The organism is Segetibacter sp. 3557_3, assembly GCF_004354985.1.
In the GTDB taxonomy this organism is placed as follows: domain Bacteria; phylum Bacteroidota; class Bacteroidia; order Chitinophagales; family Chitinophagaceae; genus Segetibacter.
In genome coordinates, this window is the sequence record NZ_SMSK01000001.1 from 108,991 (window position 1) to 129,673 (window position 20,683).

Sequence of the window (20,683 nt, forward strand, 5' to 3'; positions counted from 1 at the left end):
TTTACTACCAACAACATCGCTGGTAGAAACTGTCTTTTTAGTTCCGAACAGACCTGTCGGTTTGCAAATATTTTTTCAAAAAACTATTTTCATCATTCACCCGGCTATTGAACCTGAACAATGCGGCATTAATATCGGTCAGCAACCTTTTTTGTTCATCGGTGTTTGCCAGCACAGTTGATAACATTGCATAAGCGTTTTGGATGTGTCGCAGAACACTGTCCATCATACCGCGGATCTCCAGATCATCCCGAACCGACGTAAATCGCTGGTTTTTGTGGGCAATGTATTTATTAAAGATGTCGGTAGCTTGTTTAAACTCGCTGACTGCACCAGTATAACCCAATTTAGACTCGCCTGCGCGTTGGTTTTTGGTCAGCACGGTGAGCATCTCATTAACGATTGGCTTCTTTTCACCGTTGTTATTTATCCGGCGTGCTGCACTGATAAATTGGTTCAGCGTGTCCAGTGAATTGAAATGCGTAATGGTGTCAGTATAATTAAAGAACGGTTTCGACGTTTTAATTTCGGCATTGCCGGAATTAAATTCGTCATACAAAACAGGATAGTTCAGGAATTGATACATGGGATCAAAGGGCATATGATCCTTAATCATCTCCTCTGGTGCAACTTTGTAAAAGCGGTTGGTAAAACGTTTTGTAAACTGCAGATCCTTAACCATGCCCGATGACCATGTCGGGTCAAAAAGATACCATTTGTCGTTAAGTTGAGCAGCAACCCATGCATGCGATAAATCTGCAATGGTGCCATCCTGCACCTTTGTATACCCGGGAACCAGGACCCCTTTGATATTACAAGTCCTGAACAGTTCAACCAATAACTCCGCATAACCCTGGCAAACAGCTCTTCGTGACTTCAGCACATCGGTTAGGGGTATTTTCTCCAACGGACTACGTGTGCGCAGCCTTTCTACATCATACACGATATTGTTTGCTACCCAAACAAAAAGGGCACGTACCCGGTCAGAGTCTGACGTAAAATGCGACTTCACATAATTACTGATACCCTCAGTTGAATAAGTATCTTTTTTCGGAATACTCAACGCTACACGATCGGCTGCTGAGACTCCCTGGCTATAACTCGTGTACCCGAACAGAAGAACAACGAGTACGGTCACTAAAATTTTTTTCATATCAATCCTGGTCCCGTATATAATTTCCTGGAAATGTTTCGGCTCCTTACGTTATAGCATCCCGAATTGTTGATAATGCAAGATGTTATAACAGCCCTGAAATTCTGTTTAAACTTACATTCAATCAGCATGCTGAAACCCCTGCATGTCCTAATTATTGCTTAATTTTTAGCGCTGCTTATACCCACTTCCATTTGCCTCTATGCCCACGAAGGTTTAAAAGGCGCAGCATATTACCCCGTTCCAATCGCATTTGCATTTACAATCAAGCGTATACTAGGGAGCTTAAGGCAAGTCATACCTTAGTTCCATCTCACCTTTAAAGTTTTAATCAGCGTGGGTGAGCCACCATTATACTGTATTCCTATTCCGCCGTATTTCCCGGGAACGATTGTGCCCTCCATTATTACCTCGTGAACCATGTTTGCCCTGGCTGGTCCAGGATCCCTGCGCGCCAGGGTGGTAACATGTGCCGACAGCTTATTGCCGCTTACGTTAAGTTTAATCGTACACGGGGTTTTGTAGCTTGTTGTAGTTACAGGTTCGCTGATCATTATGGCTTTCCCGTCTTCATATTTCACCAGAATGCAATCAACGGCGTCGTGGTGTTTCGTTGTCCTTATAAACCGTAGCCCATAGCCTGTCATCGTACGGGTGTCCAGTTTTAAAAGTACATCCATATAGAGATGTGCAACACTAAATCCCTGGCCTGCGGCTTTAAAAGGCGCTACGGTCATGGTAAGTTCCATATCGGAAAAGTTTTCTCCCACGGGGGTATAGCGCATTGCAGCACTTCTACCTTGTAACAAGCCGGTAAGATTTGCTGCGCCGTCAACGCCTTCGCCATAATACCAGGCGTCGCGGGCTGGGCCGGTATTCCCGGTTTCGTTAGATGAAGACTGAAGTTGTTCCCACGTCCAAAAGCCCGGGAGCACTTTTGGCTGGTTGCGGGTTGATGTATTACTGAAATCAGTGGACAACACTTTGGCATTGGTCCTTACATCAGCGGCAACAATTCTTTCGGGCAGTACAAAACGCACGGACTTGCCGGCACCAGATCGGATATGTTTCGGCGCCACTTCTGCCATCAAGTAATAGCCAATATCCCCGGTAGTTAAAGTATAATCGACAAAAGGCTTGTCAAACCTTGAAACGGCAACTTCAATGGCATCATTACCCATTGCGTCACTACTACGGTACCATGTAACTATTGACTCGTCTTTGTATAGTGCGTCAAGTTGGTAGTCGAGCCGGAGTTTGCCATTTACAGATGGGTTGATTTTCGGCTGGGAGGCAAAAGCCGGGGGCGCCAGGATTGCAGGTGAAACAGTAAGCAAACTTGCTGCTTCAAGGCCTGAAGCATCTGATGCTACCACTACTACTTTCCGTTTTTCATCATTGTTGTTTGCAGGAATAACTTTACAGCTCAACCCGCCTTCGCTTACTTCCAGTCTGACCAGGTTCTTGTATTCGTTAGCGACCTTCCATTGCACCGGTTCGCCCGAATAAGCGAAATTGCCAAAGCGCATCCGTTTTGCCGTTAACACGGCGGTATCCTTACCAGTTTCGATAGTTGCCGATGTAGAGAAAACCAACATTTGCACGGGTAAATTGGTGAGTTTTTTGTTAATTTCTTTTTCTGCTTCAATCACCAGTTGTTTAACCCTCATCGGATCCCAGTCATCATCTCCGGCTAACAGGTTATAAGTGTTGTAAACAATTTTTCCATCATGCAGAAGCCGGTAAGCCGCAAGAACACCTCTTCCGGTCATGTCTATGGTTGATGATGGGTTATTCTTGCCAATTACGGCACCCTTGCCATTTTGTACAATATTGTATTGATAATTGCGCGTTTCTAAAGGTAGTACATCTCTCCATCCGAGATATGTGCCCGGTAAGGTTTTGAAACGGGTATCAACAACTGCTACCTTCCCGTTAGCTTTTGTAAAGAATTGTTCATCCCGTACAAACGAATTGATCATGCAGTTTAAGAAAACCGCTCCGGTGCCGCTCGTGCTGTAAAAAGGTTTCGAACCATAAACGTCGAGCGAACAATCTAGGTAAACCCCGGTGCCGCACAAGGCATCATCTGTTGACTCAAAATGACAACGGTCGAACAGCACCCGTTTGCCACCGGTGAAGGGGCACAAGTTTAGCCGGCTGACAAACCTTGTATTACGGGCAACAATTTTGTCGCCGTTGCAATGGATTAGTTGTGCCTGCACAATTGCGGATGCCCGCTTAGGCCGGTTTAGCCGGGGGAGTAGAGGAAAAACAAGATCAATATTACAGTAGTTGCCGAATGTGATGTTTTCAGACCCCGTACCCTGCCCGATAAACCGGAACATGGTAAAGTTTCCCTGTGCGCCTATTGTTTGCCCGCGATTGCAGGCGAGTACTACGTTTTCCGGATTGTTGGTGAGACCATGAAACTTCAGCCATTCACATTTCACAATCTTACCGTAAGGTGATCCCCCATCAGCTGCAACCCGGATTGCGGAGTCATCGGGATTGTCGATCCAATAAACATATGGCGCGATATAAAGTACCATTGGTTGCTGTTCGGTACCATCCTGGAGATGATCAAGAGCCTTCGTTGCTGAATTATATACAAAAGGTTGCCCGGCAATCTCAGTATCCGACAATTGACCATCAACAAATAGCGCCCGCGGTCCTAAGGAGATGGTATCTTTTTGATAAACGATGTACTTGCCTTTAAACTGAATGGGGTGTTTGGGGTCAAGCGCTTTATATGTGCTTTGCTGAGCTGTTGAAAAAAATACGAATAAAGAGGAAATCGTGGCAAGTAGCGCCTTGTGCATAGTTGATGATTGTAAGGTGTTGATCCATTGCAATAAAGGTTTACCTGGCTCTATTGTGGAGTATAAATCGTAGCAATGAAATTAGGGTAATAAGCACCAGTAGTGGTCGACGCATAAAAGTTTTTCTAACTAGGTTGTTGTAATAAGTTTTCGTCCGGGGATTGCTTCTCCAACGTAGACACCGGCTTTGGTAAATTGTTGGTGTCGCGGATTACGCTATCCCGCCTACGGCGATCTGCCGTCGCACCGGGTGTACAATCAGAAATCGATGTCGTTTAGTTAAGCCCTTTGCTGGTTTTATTTGCCGAGTAATGGTAAACATTACAAGCCCCCGCAGGGCTAAAGTCGTTCGGACGGGAGCGCGACTTACCGATTAATTGGGGGCACAGCGCAACGATCTACAATTGAAGAACCGGGGCTTGGTTCCCAAAAGATTGCTTACCTAAACGACATTGAATCCAGCTTTAGCATATTTATGGATTTTGCCACAGATTTCGTTGGAAATAGTATTCACTATTGTCGGCGCGGTAACGGCATACAATGATAGATGCAGGTATTCCTTTGAACGATGCCGGGTTTGTTCCCATTTAATTTAGCAGCTTGGTTCGCACTGCGTTGGTATGTTGCATTGGACTCAACCAAAGGCTTCAGATCAAAGCAGGCGAGTCAAAATCCTGTGGTAGTAACTAAATATTGTACCGTAGGTGCTACATCATTTTAGCCTATTACTATTTTATTTCATATCAATGTTTTAAGCTGCTGCTGGCATGATAATTTATCCTATATGGGCTAATCATTAATCTTCAATAGTATGTTTTATCACGTCCAATCACTAATCAATCCCATTGTTGCCGATGAGCCAGATCCGTCCGCAGCAAATGCATTACAGGAAGGCCTCGGAGGTCAGTTTGGTGAAATGCGCACCATGATGCAATATCTTTTTCAGAGTTTCAACTTCAGGGGCAATGCAGTTCCTTACCTTGATTTAATACAGGGTGTTGGAATTGAAGAGATCAGCCACGTGGAGTTGATCTCAAAAACAATTGCGCAGTTGCTTGATGGTGCACCTGAATATCATGGAAAGAAGTTCGAAACACCGGGTAAGGGTGGCGAAGCAACAATGGGAATGGCGAAAGAGCAACAAAACCCACATCACTTTATTGTTGGTGCACAAGGAGCATTGCCGGTTGACGCAGCAGGAAACCCGTGGGTAGGCTCATATGTACACAGCCATGGCAACCTTGTACTTGATTTGATGGATAACCTGGTACTTGAGGCTACTGGTCGTTTACAGAAATGCCGGATCTACCAGATGTCTGAGAATAAAACATTACGGGCAACTGTTGCCTTTTTGATTGTGCGGGATGAAGCGCACCAGGCGGCTTTTGCAAAAGCACTTGAAACACTTGGTGTAGACTGGGGTAAGGCATTGCCAATACCGAAGTTTGACTCTTCTAAATTTCCCGAAGTAAAGACATTACTTGATGCTGGTATACACCGCGAACAATATCATTTCAGGTTAGACAGTTCGCAAATGGAGAAAATATTTGCCGGAAGCGCTCCTTTTAATGATGGTACAGAACTGGTTACCATGAAAGAGCCCCGGGAAAGCTATCCTATTCCTATGGCACCAGAGCGCCCGGAAGAATTTGCTCCGGGATTAGATCCTGAATTGCAGAAATTGGCCGATGCACTGACAGATTTTAAAGAAAACCTGCTGTCGCCAAAGAAAAAGAAATAAGGTTACGATTAAGCGACCTCTGTAGCGATAAATGCCTGGCTTTGCCAGGCATTTTCGTTGGGAGCAGGTTAAGCAGTTTTTGAAAATTAGATTGCAGGGGATTAGAATGCAAGGGGTTCTATAGCTTGTTCCGGGATCACACAAGCGGGCCAGTTATCCAAATAATGAGCGTGGAACAAAGAATGCTTTTTTAAAGATTGATTCAAAAAAAGAATGCTTTTTTATGCCTCAGATCGTTATAATTTTCGGTTAGAATAGATGGTATTCAGTAAGGCAATAATTTAATAACACTGACGCCAACTTTGATCGTGTTAATTGCTGAGCACTCCATTGCGTGCATTCTGCTCATGGAAATTTTGCCTGTATTCCTGTTGGAACAATTATATCAGCAACAGTCAACAACATTAAATAGCTTACAACAAAAACGATGGCCAAATCAATACGCAAGCCGGTGCGCGGAGGCACTTCAGCTAAGCGCACCACTATCGCGCCCAGAGGGGATAAGCGTTATATAAAACGTAATGAAAAAGGGCAAATTGTAGAAAGTGATGACGTGGGTAAATCGCTCAGCCGCGATATAAAACAGCGGGCCAAAAAACGCGTCAAACCGGGCCAGGGTGATCAGGGTGACCAGTCCCGGCGAAAACCAGCAAAAGCTTCTGCAAAAAAAGCGGTGCCTGCAGGAGCCCCATCTAAAAAGTCGGGCTTAAAAAAATCCGCCCCAAAGAAATATGCCTCCGGAAAACCCGTTGCAAAAAAAGCTGCAGCGAAGCGGTCCGGTCCTCCAAACCCAGGGGCTACAAAGCCTTCAAAAAGTAAATACAGCGCTTTTAGAAAAAGAGGTAATAAGTAAAACCTGAATGGATTAACCCCTGGGATATTGAATTAGCGTTGTAGTAAATAGTGATCAATCCGTGATTTTTGTTTTAAGTGGTGCCGGAAATGTATGTCCGCAAACAGCAGCCATTCCCGGGCATCAAAAAAACCAAAGCCAGGGTGTTCGGTTTTGCCCATGAATACCGAGCTATATACGGCTTCACCGAGCAAATCATATGCAGCTTCTAATGATGTAAAACGATTTACCAATTGAGCTTTTCCTGGTGGTTGTGGAATAAGTGCATGTTCTGGTGAGCCCAATACCTGCTCCAGGGGAAATCGTAAATTTTCAAGAATGAACCTGCCGTTGGGGGAAGTGTGTTTATCTGCATTTTCGTTGGTGCCAATACACCGTTTTACCTGCTGCAAGTAAAACGATGTATCCTCGACCAGGTGAATATAGAGCTGCCCCATTGACCAGCTCCCAGGTGAAGGCGGTACGCACAGCTCCTCGAGGCTATAATCTTTGAGACATCCTGACCAGATTTTAATGGTATTATTGGAATGGTTGTTCATAGTGTGTAATCGCTTGACGCGAAAGGAAATCAAAATTGTACCTGCTTCTTGCGACACCGAAGTTAAACAAAGTGCCGCACCTTACTTCACCGGTGATTTACCCCTCATGTTAAAATGGCTTAAAAGAGTCTATTGGCATTTATTTGTAATTTGTCGCTATGATCGACCAGCCTGATACACTTTCCCTGCTCAAACGCATCGAAGATCTCGAAGCTGAAAACCAGGTTCTTCGTGGCAGGTTTCACGTAAAACCCGGTGATGTTTGTGTGGTGGTTCCAAAGGAACTAAGGCCTCATTTCGATGCCGCAGAACAAACGGTAGGTGAATACTTCAAGCACTTGAAAATGGACCCCACGAAAGGTACCATAGAGATCAACGACCAACGTTATATTCTTGTTAGAGCATCGGCCTTATCAAAGGATTTTCTTGATACGGTTCAGAACCTTTATGCAGATCGCGGCGAACAGGCGGCACTTGCCATTGGCAAAAATTTTCTTTTTGATATTGCCCACGTAATCGGGATGAACGATGCAAAAAACTTTCATTCAAAAATGAACCTCAGCGATCCGATTGCCCGGCTGTCGGCAGGACCTGTGTTGTTTGCGCATACCGGCTGGGCGTTTGTTGATATCTCTGGTGAAAGCAACCCTGAACCAAACGAAAACTTCGTTTTATTTTATACCCATCCTTACTCGTTTGAAGCTGACTCGTGGGTTCGGTCGGGAAAAAGGTCCGATACTCCTGTATGCATCATGAACGCCGGCTATTCGTCGGGCTAGTGCGAAGAAAGCTTTGGGTTACCCCTGACCGCAGTAGAAGTAAGCTGCATTGCCAGGGGAGATAAACAGTGTAGGTTTATTATGTCGCCACCGGAGAAAATTCAGCTTCACCTCGAAAGGTACCATCAGCGCTCAAATTACAAATACGGCCGGGCCGAACGGTATGAAGTGCCAACATTTTTCGATCGAAAGAGGGTAGAAGAGGAGATGCAGAAATCGCGGCTGTCGGCAGAGGAGTCAGCAAAACTAAAGTCGGATTTCGTTGCGAATATGAGTCATGAACTACGCACACCGCTGGGCACAATCCTCGGATTTAGCGATCTGCTGAAGAAAACTGCGCTTACTGCACAACAGCAAGAGTACCTGGAAGCAATCAATACCTCAGGTCGAAATTTGCTGTCTATCATCAACAACATTCTGGACTTATCGAAACTTGATGCAGGAAAGTTTGTCGTAGACAATGTTTCATTTGATCTCGCCGAACTCCTGCACGGCATACGACTGATGTTTGGCAACGAGGCAAAGCAGAAGGGCCTGAGGTTTAATTTGCTCCTGGACTCAGCCATCAATTACCCGGTTCTCGGCGATCCTACCCGTATGACCCAGATCCTCTTAAACCTGATCGGCAATGCCATCAAGTTTACCGAAACCGGCGGTGTTACCGTAAGCTGTATCGGGGCAGAAGAGGAGAATGATTCCGTTATATTGAATTTTTCGGTTGAGGACAGCGGTATCGGCATCGACGAACTTCAGCTGGAAACAATTTTTGAGCGGTTTACCCAGGCTGACTCAAATACCACCCGTAAGTATGGCGGCACAGGCCTTGGGCTCTCGATTACCCGGCAGCTGATCGGGTTAATGGGCGGAGCGATTTCGGTAAAAAGTTGTCGCGGCCAGGGAACAACTTTCGAGTTTACAATACCTGTTACCCGGGCAAATGCTGCGGTAACTGTCCAGGCGGATATGGAAGGTCAACAACTGCATTTCACGACACCCAAACGCATCCTGCTGGTGGAAGACACACTGCTCAATCAAAAACTTACCTCTATCATTCTTCAGAATAATGGCTTTATAGTAGACGTTGCTGAAAACGGCAGGCAGGCTATTGATATCCTACGCGGGGAACAGTACGACCTCATCCTGATGGATATACAAATGCCTGAAATGGATGGATATGAGGCAACCTGTTATATCCGGGATACCATGAAGATAGCAATACCAATCATTGCAATGACTGCGCACGCTCTGGCTGGCGAGCGGGAAAAGTGTTTTCAACAGGGAATAAACGACTACCTCGCTAAACCATTCTCCGAAAGCGACCTCCTTTTTAAACTTTCGCTTTGGCTGGTGGAAAAAAGATCTTCAGAAGCCGTTAACCCGGAGGACAGCCCGGTTGCTATTATCGATCTTGGCTTCTTGAAAAAACAAACCCGGAACAATGCGGCTGTCATGTCGGATCTGATCCGGATTTTTCGTGAAGAAAACCCTAAAGACATTTCAAAGTTGTCTGTCGCAATAGCCCGGTCGGATTACACAACCATTTATAAAACCGTGCATTCTTTGAAAAGTGAAACCAGCATGTTTGGATTACGCCCACTTGTTAGTCATGACCTCACCAGTATAGAGGAACTTGCACGGGCAGGAGGCGACATCGAAGAAGTCAAAAAGTGTTTTAGTCGTGTAGAACAGGTTTGTAAGCAGGCCGTGGAAGAACTGGCACTTCTACAACCCTGACAATTCCTGTTTGGTATCCCGGAGTTTCATCTATTTATAACCCGTCCACATCAGATTGGTAATACGCACAAAACTGGCCAGACTTACAGGTGGGCTTACAATTTGTCGGTAGCGCCTGGTGTTTAGTCGGCTGGCAGTTACAACAACCTTTGCCCGATTTGTGTCATAAACTCGTCCCGCTTTTTTGGTGAAATTGCAATTGTTGATTCGTCATTCATCACGGCATACCCGCCATCAGTCTTAATCATCCTTTTCACTTCTTTTAGGTTTATGATGTGTGAATTATGTACCCGGAAAAAATTGTGATCGCCCAACATGGTTTCATACTCTTTAAGGTTTTTGCTTACCATTATTTTTCTGCCTTCTTTTAAAAAGAAATGGGTATATGGTCCTGAAGCCTCCAGCCGGATTATATTTTGTATTGGTACAAATTCAAGTCCTTCAGATGTTGCCAGTGTTATTGAAAAGTCGCTGTTTGCAGGTTTGCGAATGTTTTGCAATAACCTATCGATCGTTTGTTTGCTGGAGTTGTTTTCCACCCGCGACTTTGCTTTTTCTATGGCTAATTGCAACTCTTCAATATCTATTGGTTTTAGCAGGTAATCGATCGCGCTAAACTTAATCGCTCTTATGGCATAGTGGTCGTAAGCCGTGGTAAAGATTACCTGGAATTGTGGATCAATGAAATGCTGCAATACATCGAAACCCGTTCCGGTTTGAAGCTCGATGTCGAGGAAAACCACGTCCGGCTTATGCGTGTTGATCAACGCCACAGCTTCAGGTACGTTGGCCGCCAACCCGGCAACTTTCACGTCGGTACAAAATTCCTCCACAAGAGTTCTCAGAAATTCACGACTCCTGGTTTCATCATCAACAATGACTGCTTTCAGAACCATATATAAATTGGTTGACTATTTATAAATTACCGCCGTCCCGTGGTTGGGGAACCAGCAACCTCACCTCGTTAACAAATGTTGTTTCAGCAGGCAATTCTTCCTGATGCACCACTTCTATTTTGCGCTCCGTATTATTGTTGTACAATGTGAGCCTTTTGTGCAGGATAGCTGAAGCGTTCATTTCATTATCCAGCCCTTTGGATTGTTGTCTTGCAATGGCTGTGGTTCGGTTAAGACCATTGTCGCTAACAGTTACCTGCAACTGACTTCCAGCCATCTCAAATAATATACACAGTCTGCCGGTCTCGCCACTATCCAAATTCAAAATTCCCAGGTACAACGCATCTTCAACCAGGCTGTGGACCATCATTGGTGGCAATAACGCAGAACGGGTAACACCATTGCCACTGAAATGTACACTATATTCAAAGCGGTCGGGGAAACGACATTGCTCCAGCCATAAGTATTGTTCAAGCAGCACGGCTTCTTGTGCTGCCGTTATCAAAAGGTCGTCGCCATAGTTAAGCACATTTCTCAAGAAGGAGGCAAAACGGGTGAGGTAAAGTAATGCACTCTTGCGGTCGTTTAGCCCAATAAAGTACTGTAGTGAATTAAGTGAATTAAAAATGAAGTGTGGATTTAGCTTCGCTTGAAGAATCTTCATTTTTAGATGTTCATTGATCCCCTCAATCGTTTGCTTTTGTTCCGCTATCAGCTTGTTCCGTTCTTTCAGTTCGTCGTGGAGTCTCTTTTTTTCGCGAAACCTTAGGTACAGACCACCTGCAAACAAGATTACCATCGCCCCTATGGCAAGTGCAATATTGCGATATGTTTTTTCCCGCTGAACTTCCAGGGCGGTGTCGATCAATCGTTGGGTAACAATCTCGCGTTCTTTTGTAAGTAACTCGATATCGCCCGGCTTGCCCCTTGAGCTATCTGCGTTGGACACGTTTAATACGATATTTGCCACCTCTTCACCAAGGTATTTTTTAATGAGCCGGTTAACCAATAGTTTGCATTCAACACTATTAAAATAACTATTTACCGGTTCACTCCAGTCGCTTTCCTTTGAATATATGGCGGCAAAACCTTCCCGGCGCGTAGCAAGTACCTGTTGTCGCTTGACTTTAATCCCCCGTTGCAAGGCTATTACATATATGCTTACCGGAACATAGCCAAACGCATTTTGTACCGTAGCAATTTGTTTCAGCACTTCGTAATCATCTACCTGGTTGTAGACCGGTAGTTCTGGATAGTAATCTTGTTTAAGTCTGAGAAGGTCTTTTTCCATGGTGGTATGTTCCATAGTATAACCTTTCATTCGTTTAAGGTCGCCGACGAAGTCATGCTCGCTTTTGTAAACAGGTAAACTGTTGTTAGACACCACAATGTTTAGATCGGGCATATAGGGCGGAGAAAATTTCACTTCGCGCTTACGTTCGTCCGTGATAGAATAAAATGAAAGTCCAAACAGGCCCTTGTAATGCGACCTACTAATAAACGGGTATATATTTTTGAACGATTTTGCATCAACCCAATTAACTTCTAAGTCAACGCCATAATGTTTTTTCAGAAAAGGCTTAAATCCTTCCATTAGCTCATATTCTACCCCGATGATTTCACCACTGCGTGTACGGTAGATAAATGGCTCAATGTCGTACCACAATACACTGATTACCCCCCTTTTTTTCGCCTTTGTTTCTTTCCATGAATCTTCCTTTATACGGTATTGTGCAGTTAGCAACGCTGGAAACAGCATCCAGCACAATACAAGAGCGACTGAGCGGTATTGGCAATTAAACTTCAATAAGCTTTTATTAATAACTAAAGATGATAAATTCCCGGCACTCTTTGCTATGTAGGACCAAAGGGTAGGTGCTGATCGTAGACTGCAAACTGTACTTCAGCTTAGTTTCGAGCACCACCTGTTCTATAATGTCGAAACATTGCTGATTAGTACGCAAGCTTCGCAATTCAATTAAACTTGTACGTGTAAAAATAGATTTACGCCCTCCAGTTCCTGACCAACATGGATCTGTTCTTTATTTGCGCCTGCCTTTATAGCCAGTTCAACCAATTGTTCTTTTGACCGGTGTTGCAAATACCAATCGCCAACCAATTCCATATAGTTCCTGCTCGGATTTTCATTGCTGAAGTTTCCAATTATTACCTCTCCACCCTGTTTTGTCCAGCTCATGAATTTAGTCAGCAGCCGGATAAAAACCTTTTCGTCGAAGTAGTCAAACAGTCCGGCACTCCAAACCACATCAAACTTGTCCTCGGGGGTAAAACGAAAAACGTTTTTGTGTATAAAGGATACCATTGAGGCATTGGATGCATTGAGTTCTTTGGCGTAGTTGATTGCAGTTGCATCCGCTTCTACGCATACCGTATGGAGTTTTGCACTATCGATGGTGCCATAAAGTTCAGCAATATCCCGGGCTGGTCCGCTCGCAACGTTTAACAGGTGCAGGGAAGGGTTGGTGACCAGCTTGTGGGTCATCATACTTATAAAATAGTCCTTCCTATTGCGCACTGCCCTTGCTGCAGCGTGATTATTCCAGAATATGTCCCACTTTTCGAAACGCTGATCTGTAGTTACCTGCTCGCGATAGATCTTATCGATGATCAGGAAATCCCCGGCATAACCAAACGGTTTCAGTTTAACGTGTCCATGGAGGGTATTTTCCATGCATTCATCACCAAAACCCTCCTGTAATAGCTGTACTTCCTGTTCGCTCATTTTACCGGATTTGTAATCAGCGGAAATGTCGTCGAAGATTGTATTCAACACGGCGTACTCGCCTGTTTCCGGGCCTCCTTTTTTTATGATGTTTTGCAAAAAGGAAAGCGCATTTGTACGTGTATTAACTGCTGTGTTCATGTTTTAATTTTTCTTGGTTATTGATGAGACAAAGCTCGTGAGGAAACCGCCTGGTTAAAATACCCGCTTAACGGATGGGCAGTTTCACTTAACGGATATGCCGCATATGCCAGGCCTTTGTGCCAGGCGCATGTTAACACAGGCACCAGGGTCGTATTCGAGAGCGCTAACAAAAACCGCTGATTGTGCAAATGAAAGCACCAGACAATGTTGTCACGCATAACGACCAATTTTTAAGGCCGTCTTTTGAAGAAATGATATATCGGGTAAAGCTGTCACGAAACCGCGAAGGTCTATTCCGAGCGCTGCTAAACCTGGGTTGATGGGTTGTAATTGCCGTTTTGTTAACCCAATTGCCGGATTCGTTAACCACCGCAATAGCGCTACATAAGCGGGTTTACTTTAGCGGAAATAATTCTTAGCAATATGAAAAAGGTTGGAATCATCGGGGCTGGAATAAGCGGCCTCACCACTGCAAAAGCTTTTTTAAACAAGGGCTATGCTGTTACAATTATCGAGAAAGCGGCATCTATTGGTGGCGTTTGGGAGAAAAGCCGGTCATACCTTGGGGTTACTACCCAAACAACCCGCGATGAATATGCCTACTCCGACTTCCCCATGCCAGCCCATTATCCTTTGTGGCCGTCGGGTGCCCAGGTGCAGGCATATCTCGAAAGTTATGCAGCAGCATTCGACATCAGCAGGCACATTCGTTTTAATACCCAGGTAACCGATCTGCGCTATGAGCATGGCCGTTGGTTGATGCGTATCAATAATGTTGACAATACCAATGCAGGTACGTTGACATTTGACTTTGTTGCAATTTGCACCGGGACCTTTCACAAACCCTATGTTCCAGAGTACCCGGGAGCACAGCAGTTTGTTGAAGCTGGCGGAAGTATCCTGCATTCTAGCCAGGTGAAAAACGAGTCTTTGCTAAAAAATAAGGCTGTTGCTGTCGTGGGCTTTGCCAAGTCTGCAACAGATATTGCCACCCTCGCTGCAGACCTGGGCACAAGTTGTACCCTGTTATACCGGAAGGCCCAGTGGAAAGTTCCGCGCTTCTTTGGTAACAAGGTCAATCTGAAGTACCTGTTGTTCTCGCGCTTTTCTGAAGCGTTTTTCAACGGGCCTGAAAAACCATTATTCGAGAAAATCTTGCATTCTATTGGTAAGCCATTGGTTTGGGGACAGTGGCGAGCCCTTGAGGCGCTGCTTAAAATGCAGTTCAAACTAAAAGCCTGTAATATGATCCCCGATCATAAGATTGAGGACCAGATTAGTTGCGCACTGGGCATTGCACCCGAAGGTTTTTACGAGAAGGTGCGCACTGGTAAAATAGCTGCGAAATGTACTGTTATCGACCACTTCGATGGAAAGAAGGTGGTCTTAAAGAATGGCGAAACGCTTACACCGGATCTCATTATCTATGGTACGGGCTTTAGCCAGTCGCTACCTTTCCTGGAAGAACGATATAGGAACCTCGTGGTCGATGAGAGCGGACGCTACCAACTATACCGGAATATCGTTAACCCCGACATACCGCAACTGGGATTTGTGGGTTTCAACTCCAGCCTTTTCAGTACACTTACTTCAGAAGTTGCGGCTCACTGGCTTGTGGCGTATGCATCAGGTACGATCAAACTTCCAACCAGTGAACGTATCCGGCAGGATATTACATTTATGGATAACTGGCGTAGAAGCCGTGTATCGGCCTCAGTATTCAGTGGTACATGTGTTGCGCCGTTCAACTTTAAGCACATTGATCAATTAATGAACGACATGGGGCTTCCTACACGCATTAGCCGGTCGCCGCTCCAGTTTTTCAAACCCATAAACCCGGGCGACTACCGGAGGTTGTTGCAAATCAAAACTACACCTCCGAGGGTAAAGTCAGCCGTGCACGAAATGGAAGCGGAAGCATTTTGATGAACGAGGCTTTAATCCTAAGAATAGGTAAAGGAAGTGTTTCCGTTTTCACGATAAACCACCATGCTTGCAGGGCAAAGCAATTCAAAACAAAACTTGAATTTCTTGATCACCAGGTAGGGTAGCACCAACTCTTTATTGCCTGTACGCTACTCATAAGCCGACGAGCGGTAACATGGTTACGAAACTCCGCTAAATAAATACGCGGTAAGTTTAGTCCCGGGGCTTGAAAATCCATTGCTTGTTTTATCTTCAATCAACAACCATAAACAGCATGCTGAAAATTGGTTGCCTGTTTTGTGAATTACGCCGAACCCAACTTTTTTCCTATGATTGAACTGAAGCACCAAAAGGTTTTTAAGGCCGCGGCAATACTTGCCATACTTGTATTGATTGTTGTTATTCTCGTTTACGCTAAATCATTCCTGGTACCGCTGACATTTGCAGCCATCCTGTCGATGTTGTTACTGCCTGTTACTAAATGGCTGCAATCAAAGGGTGTTAACCACGCGGTGGCAATAATATCATCCATTCTTGTGCTCGTGAGCTTTTTTGGGTTGGTCATTTTTTTTGTGAGTTACCAGGTGGCCGACATTGCTGGTAATACTGCCAAAATAGAACAACAGTTTACCAGCAAATACCATCAACTGCAACAGTTTACCAGCGAAAAGCTCGGCATATCACCCGATAAACAGCAGCAGATGTTAAAGGAGCAGCAATCATCCTCACAGGGGAAAACCTCCTCGATGATAACCGGGTTGCTGGCCGGACTTGGCGGGTTTCTGACAGATAGCCTGCTGGTGCTGGTGTACATCTTTTTATTTATTTATTTTCGGGGAAGACTTAAAGGTTTTATCATCCGCCTGGTGCCTAAGGAGCAGGAAGGCAATGCCGTGGAGATCGTTGATGGATCCCAGAAGGTATCGCAACAGTATTTGACCGGAATGTTTTTCATGATTGTGTGTTTGTGGGTGATGTACTTTATCGGCTTCTCGATAGTGGGTGTAAAGAATGCAATCTTTTTTGCTATCCTTTGTGGGGTACTTGAAATCGTGCCCTTTGTTGGTAACCTATTTGGCACAGCACTTACCTTGATCATGTCGCTTGCCCAGGGTGGGGGAGGCTCCAACCTCATTATCGGTATACTTATCACTTATGCGGTCGTGCAATTTCTGCAGAGTTATATTCTTGAACCTATGATCGTAGGAGCAGAGGTAAGTATTAATCCTTTGTTTACGATTGTGGGTTTAATCGCTGGTGAGACTCTGTGGGGCATTGCGGGCATGGTGCTGGCAATACCCTTATTGGGAATGGCAAAAATCGTTTTTGACCACGTGGAATCCCTTAAGCCTTATGGTTACCTGGTCGGCCAGGATAAAGAAGAGGAAGAATCCGGCATGAAGCAGAAACTCAAGGGTCTTACGGGCAAGCTTAAGACCCTCTTTAGGAAATAAACCCCATCAGTAAATGCAAGCCGTTTCGCTTGGTTTACCTCGTGCGCGATAAACAGATTCTGCCCGGCTATACAGAAACAGACCTAACGATGTTGATCGCTTATCCCACTGTCCTCACAGCAGAGTTGGTGCATTATGCACGAAGTATTTTGACCGCTACATCGTTATTAAAATATCTGCACTAATCAATTCTTTTAGATTCCCAATTTCCGTCTTGTATTGTGGGTGGTTAGTACCGCAAAGCCCTTTCCCCTGGTACGCCTTATCACCTGGGCATTGACGATCCGGCCATTTTTCCAGGAACGCCACTAAAACAAAAAACAAAATCGTTGGTTCCAATTTGCAAAATTTAATGTAAGATTACAAGCGCAAATAATCACCATAATTTTGTTCCCAGGCTTACCCGGTTTCTCCCGTGTTCCTATTGCCGGCAATTTGAACATGTCAGGATTAGCGGAAGGAAAATCAAGCGTGCGCGGAACAAACACCAAAGAAGGGACAGTAAACCCAACAAATCCAAATCCCATAAGATTAGCTGAACTAATATTCATCAGGTTAGCCTGAAAGTATAACAGTGACTTTAATTTTTTAACGGGCAACGCAAGCTTTGTTTTGCCCGTATACTTCAACCTAAAAAATTATATGATCCCGGTGAAACACCTCCCGAAGAGCCGTTCTATGTTCATCAGCTGCCCAAGCCCGCAAATGCTCATTTGCTTCAATTCATCTTAGCCGCACTTACATAATACAAGTTCAGGGCGGGTACCACTACCCAGCAAACAGTATCATCAGCTTGCGGCCTCCTTGTGCCTGCTATTCATGGTTTGCTGGCTTACTGCTGTGTAGTTCAACATCAGTTCTACCAAAATAGCTTGCCAAAAATCATCAAAACACAACTTAACGAATGAAAAAAATTTACTTCAGTATCCAACATCACCTTCTTGCGTGTTTGGTACTTCTCTTTTTGGCGCAAGGTGTTTTTGCGCAAAATCGTACAATAACCGGTAAGGTAACCGACGCCAAAACGGGTGAAGGAATATCCGGTGTAACAGTTACCGTAAGGGGTACAACAATCGGTTCTGCTACGTCGGGCGATGGCTCCTTTTCGATTAGTGTGCCGGCAAACGCGAAAACCCTTATTTTTTCTTCAGTAGGTTATGGTACCCAGGAAATCGCGGCCGGCAGTGCTAACAACATTTCGGTTGCCCTTCAGTACGGTACGAAATCCCTGGATGAAGTAGTGGTAGTCGGCTACGGCACCCAAAGAAGAGGAGAAGTTACCTCTGCAACAGCAACCGTAAAACCGGAAGACTTCAGATCAGGCGGCGCCCGCAACCCGCTCGATCTCATCCAGGGTAAGGTTGCGGGTTTAACGATCACCCGTACAAGCAATAACCCCAACTCAGGTGCAGCAATCATCCTCCGGGGTGCAACTTCCCTGCAGGGCAGTAATTCCCCGTTGATTGTAATAGATGGAATTCCCGGCGGAAATCTTGACCTGCTTCAACAAGACGATATTGCCTCTATCGACGTACTTAAAGATGGTTCGGCTGCCGCTATCTATGGTACCCGGGCAAATGGCGGTGTTATCCTGGTTACAACCAAAAAGGGTAGAGAAGGTCCCGCACGTTTCGACTACGCCACCTACTTCCGGAAAGAGTCTTTGTCGTCCAGACCGGAATTTCTTAACGCATCCGAATACCGTGCTAAAATCGCGGAAGGGGTGATCGGAACCAACTTCGACCTCGGTTCTTCAGATGATATGTATGATGCGCTTCTAAACAAAGAAAACCTGAGTCAATACCACAACCTCGCACTCTCCGGAGGAAGCGGTAAAACGAACTACCGCGTGAGTATGTTTTACCAGGATTTGCAAGGGATCGCAAAACAAAGCGGCCGGGCCAACTATGGCGGGCGCTTAAGCATCAGCCAAAAAGGATTTAACGACCGCCTCTCTGCCCAGGTAAATGTTGCCACCAATTTCAACAGGGCGAACCTGCTGGGTAATGGCATTAACTGGGAAACCGCGCTTACACGGAATCCTACTGCACCAATATACAAGCCTGACGGTACTTTTGCTGAAGACGCCACAACTGCTAACCCGCTTGCACGCCTGAGCCAGGAAACTAGTTGGAGAACACAACAAACTACTTCGCTGGATGCAAAGATGACCCTTGATATTTATGAAGGATTGTCGGCATCGGTGTTCGGGTCGTTGCAAAGAAACACCTACGTTGATGACCAGTACCGCCTGCTTGCCTCACGCTCCTCGGTACTCGACTTAGGTGGTGGCGGTTATGCTTACAAAGGTTCGTTTCTTGAAAATAATTACGCCTTTGAACCCACCATTAATTACAATAAGAACATTGCCGATAAGCACGTCATTACTGCATTGGCAGGATACAGCTACCAGTATAATGTCGGCTCTTCATTTAATGCATCCAACGTTGGTTTTCTCAACGATATCTTCCAGGAAAACAATCTTAACGCAGGAACAGGCCTGAACGCAAACGCTACCTTCAGGGCAGGTATGGGAAGCTCCAAAGAAGACAATAAGTTGATTGCATTTTTTGGCCGGGCCAACTATGCATTCAACGGCAAATACCTCGCTACATTTATCATCCGTCGCGAAGGTTCATCAAGATTTGGCGCCAACAACAAGTGGGGTAACTTTCCCGCAGCCTCAGTAGGTTGGAATATTTCACGAGAAAACTTTATGAGCAGTGTGAGGTTTATTAATAACCTGAAGCTTCGCGCAGGATATGGCATCACCGGAAACCAGGGCTTCGCCAATTATTCCTCGCTTACTACGCTAAGTACGGGTAATACTTACCTGTACCCTGATGGCGTTTGGCGTCAAACGTATGGGCCCGACAGGAATCCAAATCCAGACCTCAGGTGGGAAAAGAAAAAAGAGCTGAACCTTGGTGTTGATTTTGCTTTCCTTGGTAACAGGCTCACCGGAGCCATTGATGTTTATCGCAGGAACACGGTTGACCTCTTAGGCACTTTCGATACACAGCTGCCTGGGTTTGTAAGGGAGACTGTTTTGGCGAACGTTGGCACCATTCAAAACAACGGTGTTGAGCTTACGTTGAGTGCTATGGTATTAAAGAGAGGTAAGTTTAACTGGGATATGGACCTTGCTGCAAGTCATGCTACCAGCAAACTCACCAAGTTTAATGCAGTGGGCTTTCGTGGTAATCCGCAAACCTTTGGCGACATACCTGGTGCAGGAGCACTTGGGCGCGCAGTACGCACAGCCGAAGGTGATGTAATAGGCAACTTCTATGGTAAAAAGTTTGCCGGTTTTGCACCAAACGGAACCTGGTTGTTTTACAAGCGCGATGGAAAAACCACTGTGCCATTTAACCAGATCAATACGTCGAATGATCAATCGGTGACGGACCTGGCAGTTATCGGTAATGGTATTCCCAAATACTATGCTTCATGGACCAACAGCTTCCGGTATGGAAATCTTGACCTCAGGTTGTTTTTACGCGGAAAGTTTGGTTTTAATATTCTTAACGTTAACGAGCTTGGTTATGGCACAAGGGCAGTATTGCCTGGTAATGTACTGCGAAGCACATTTACAAGAAATGCTGATTTAAGGGATACCTACCAATACTCCGATTATTATATTGAAAAAGGTGACTATGTAAAAGTTGATGAAATCACTTTAGGTTACAACTTTAACCTCAACAGTTCCTACATCCGGAACCTGAGGATTTATGCAACCGGCCAAAACCTGGCGACATTCACGAAATACACCGGTAACGATCCGGATTTTATCAACGATGTATTTTCAAACGACCAGGGACAAGCTCCGGGAATGGATAGCCGCGGACCATACCCAAGAACACGGTCTTATTTAATCGGTTTAAACGTAGGCTTCTAAA

Annotated in this window: 13 protein-coding genes; 7 read left to right on the top strand and 6 right to left on the bottom strand. The window is 45.2% G+C overall.

Annotation, left to right across the window (positions count from 1 at the left end; translation table 11 throughout):
- Window positions 1-37: 37 nt before the first annotated feature.
- A complete protein-coding gene (locus EXU57_RS00450) occupies window positions 38-1,153 on the bottom strand; it encodes a transglutaminase domain-containing protein (protein ID WP_133266197.1) in 1,116 nt (371 codons plus the stop codon).
- 302 nt (window positions 1,154-1,455) lie between these two features.
- Window positions 1,456-3,975: a hypothetical protein gene (locus tag EXU57_RS00455; RefSeq protein ID WP_133266198.1), complete on the bottom strand. Its 2,520-nt coding sequence runs from the start codon at window positions 3,973-3,975 to the stop codon at window positions 1,456-1,458.
- A gap of 811 nt (window positions 3,976-4,786) precedes the next feature.
- Here EXU57_RS00455 and EXU57_RS00460 point away from each other — a divergent pair.
- Both EXU57_RS00460 and EXU57_RS00465 read left to right on the top strand, forming a co-directional pair.
- The gene (locus EXU57_RS00460; RefSeq protein WP_133266199.1) at window positions 4,787-5,716 is read left to right on the top strand and encodes a manganese catalase family protein; all 930 of its coding nucleotides are present in this window, start codon (window positions 4,787-4,789) and stop codon (window positions 5,714-5,716) included.
- Window positions 5,717-6,143: 427 nt separating this feature from the next.
- Entirely contained in the window at window positions 6,144-6,569 is a 426-nt protein-coding gene (locus EXU57_RS00465; protein WP_133266200.1) for a hypothetical protein, read from the top strand.
- 32 nt (window positions 6,570-6,601) lie between these two features.
- Here the strand turns inward: EXU57_RS00465 and EXU57_RS00470 are convergent, their stop codons facing one another.
- Window positions 6,602-7,108, bottom strand: a complete 507-nt coding sequence (locus EXU57_RS00470; RefSeq protein ID WP_133266201.1) for a DinB family protein — start codon at window positions 7,106-7,108, stop codon at window positions 6,602-6,604.
- Window positions 7,109-7,266: 158 nt separating this feature from the next.
- On the opposite strand from EXU57_RS00470, the gene EXU57_RS00475 reads away from it, so the two are divergent.
- Both EXU57_RS00475 and EXU57_RS00480 read left to right on the top strand, forming a co-directional pair.
- Window positions 7,267-7,887, top strand: coding sequence for a XylR N-terminal domain-containing protein (locus EXU57_RS00475; RefSeq protein ID WP_133266202.1), 621 nt, complete (start codon window positions 7,267-7,269; stop codon window positions 7,885-7,887).
- Window positions 7,888-7,968: 81 nt separating this feature from the next.
- Entirely contained in the window at window positions 7,969-9,621 is a 1,653-nt protein-coding gene (locus EXU57_RS00480) for a hybrid sensor histidine kinase/response regulator (RefSeq protein WP_133266203.1), read from the top strand.
- A gap of 137 nt (window positions 9,622-9,758) precedes the next feature.
- On the opposite strand, the gene EXU57_RS00485 is transcribed toward EXU57_RS00480, so the two are convergent.
- From EXU57_RS00485 to EXU57_RS00495, 3 genes are all read right to left on the bottom strand, one after another.
- Window positions 9,759-10,517, bottom strand: a complete 759-nt coding sequence (locus tag EXU57_RS00485; protein WP_133266204.1) for a LytR/AlgR family response regulator transcription factor — start codon at window positions 10,515-10,517, stop codon at window positions 9,759-9,761.
- Between the two features lie 19 nt (window positions 10,518-10,536).
- On the bottom strand, window positions 10,537-12,324 hold the full coding sequence (locus EXU57_RS00490) for a histidine kinase (RefSeq protein WP_133266205.1): 1,788 nt from the start codon (window positions 12,322-12,324) through the stop codon (window positions 10,537-10,539).
- A 171-nt stretch (window positions 12,325-12,495) separates the two neighbouring features.
- Window positions 12,496-13,401: a class I SAM-dependent methyltransferase gene (locus tag EXU57_RS00495; RefSeq protein WP_133266206.1), complete on the bottom strand. Its 906-nt coding sequence runs from the start codon at window positions 13,399-13,401 to the stop codon at window positions 12,496-12,498.
- Between the two features lie 426 nt (window positions 13,402-13,827).
- Here EXU57_RS00495 and EXU57_RS00500 point away from each other — a divergent pair, with 426 nt between their 5' ends.
- From EXU57_RS00500 to EXU57_RS00510, 3 genes are all read left to right on the top strand, one after another.
- Window positions 13,828-15,330, top strand: a complete 1,503-nt coding sequence (locus EXU57_RS00500) for a flavin-containing monooxygenase (RefSeq protein WP_133266207.1) — start codon at window positions 13,828-13,830, stop codon at window positions 15,328-15,330.
- 329 nt (window positions 15,331-15,659) lie between these two features.
- Window positions 15,660-16,784 (top strand): AI-2E family transporter, encoded by a 1,125-nt coding sequence (locus EXU57_RS00505; RefSeq protein ID WP_133266208.1) that lies wholly within the window; start codon window positions 15,660-15,662, stop codon window positions 16,782-16,784.
- A 904-nt stretch (window positions 16,785-17,688) separates the two neighbouring features.
- Complete coding sequence (locus tag EXU57_RS00510) at window positions 17,689-20,682, top strand: SusC/RagA family TonB-linked outer membrane protein (protein ID WP_133266209.1); 2,994 nt, start codon at window positions 17,689-17,691, stop codon at window positions 20,680-20,682.
- Window position 20,683 lies beyond the last annotated feature (1 nt).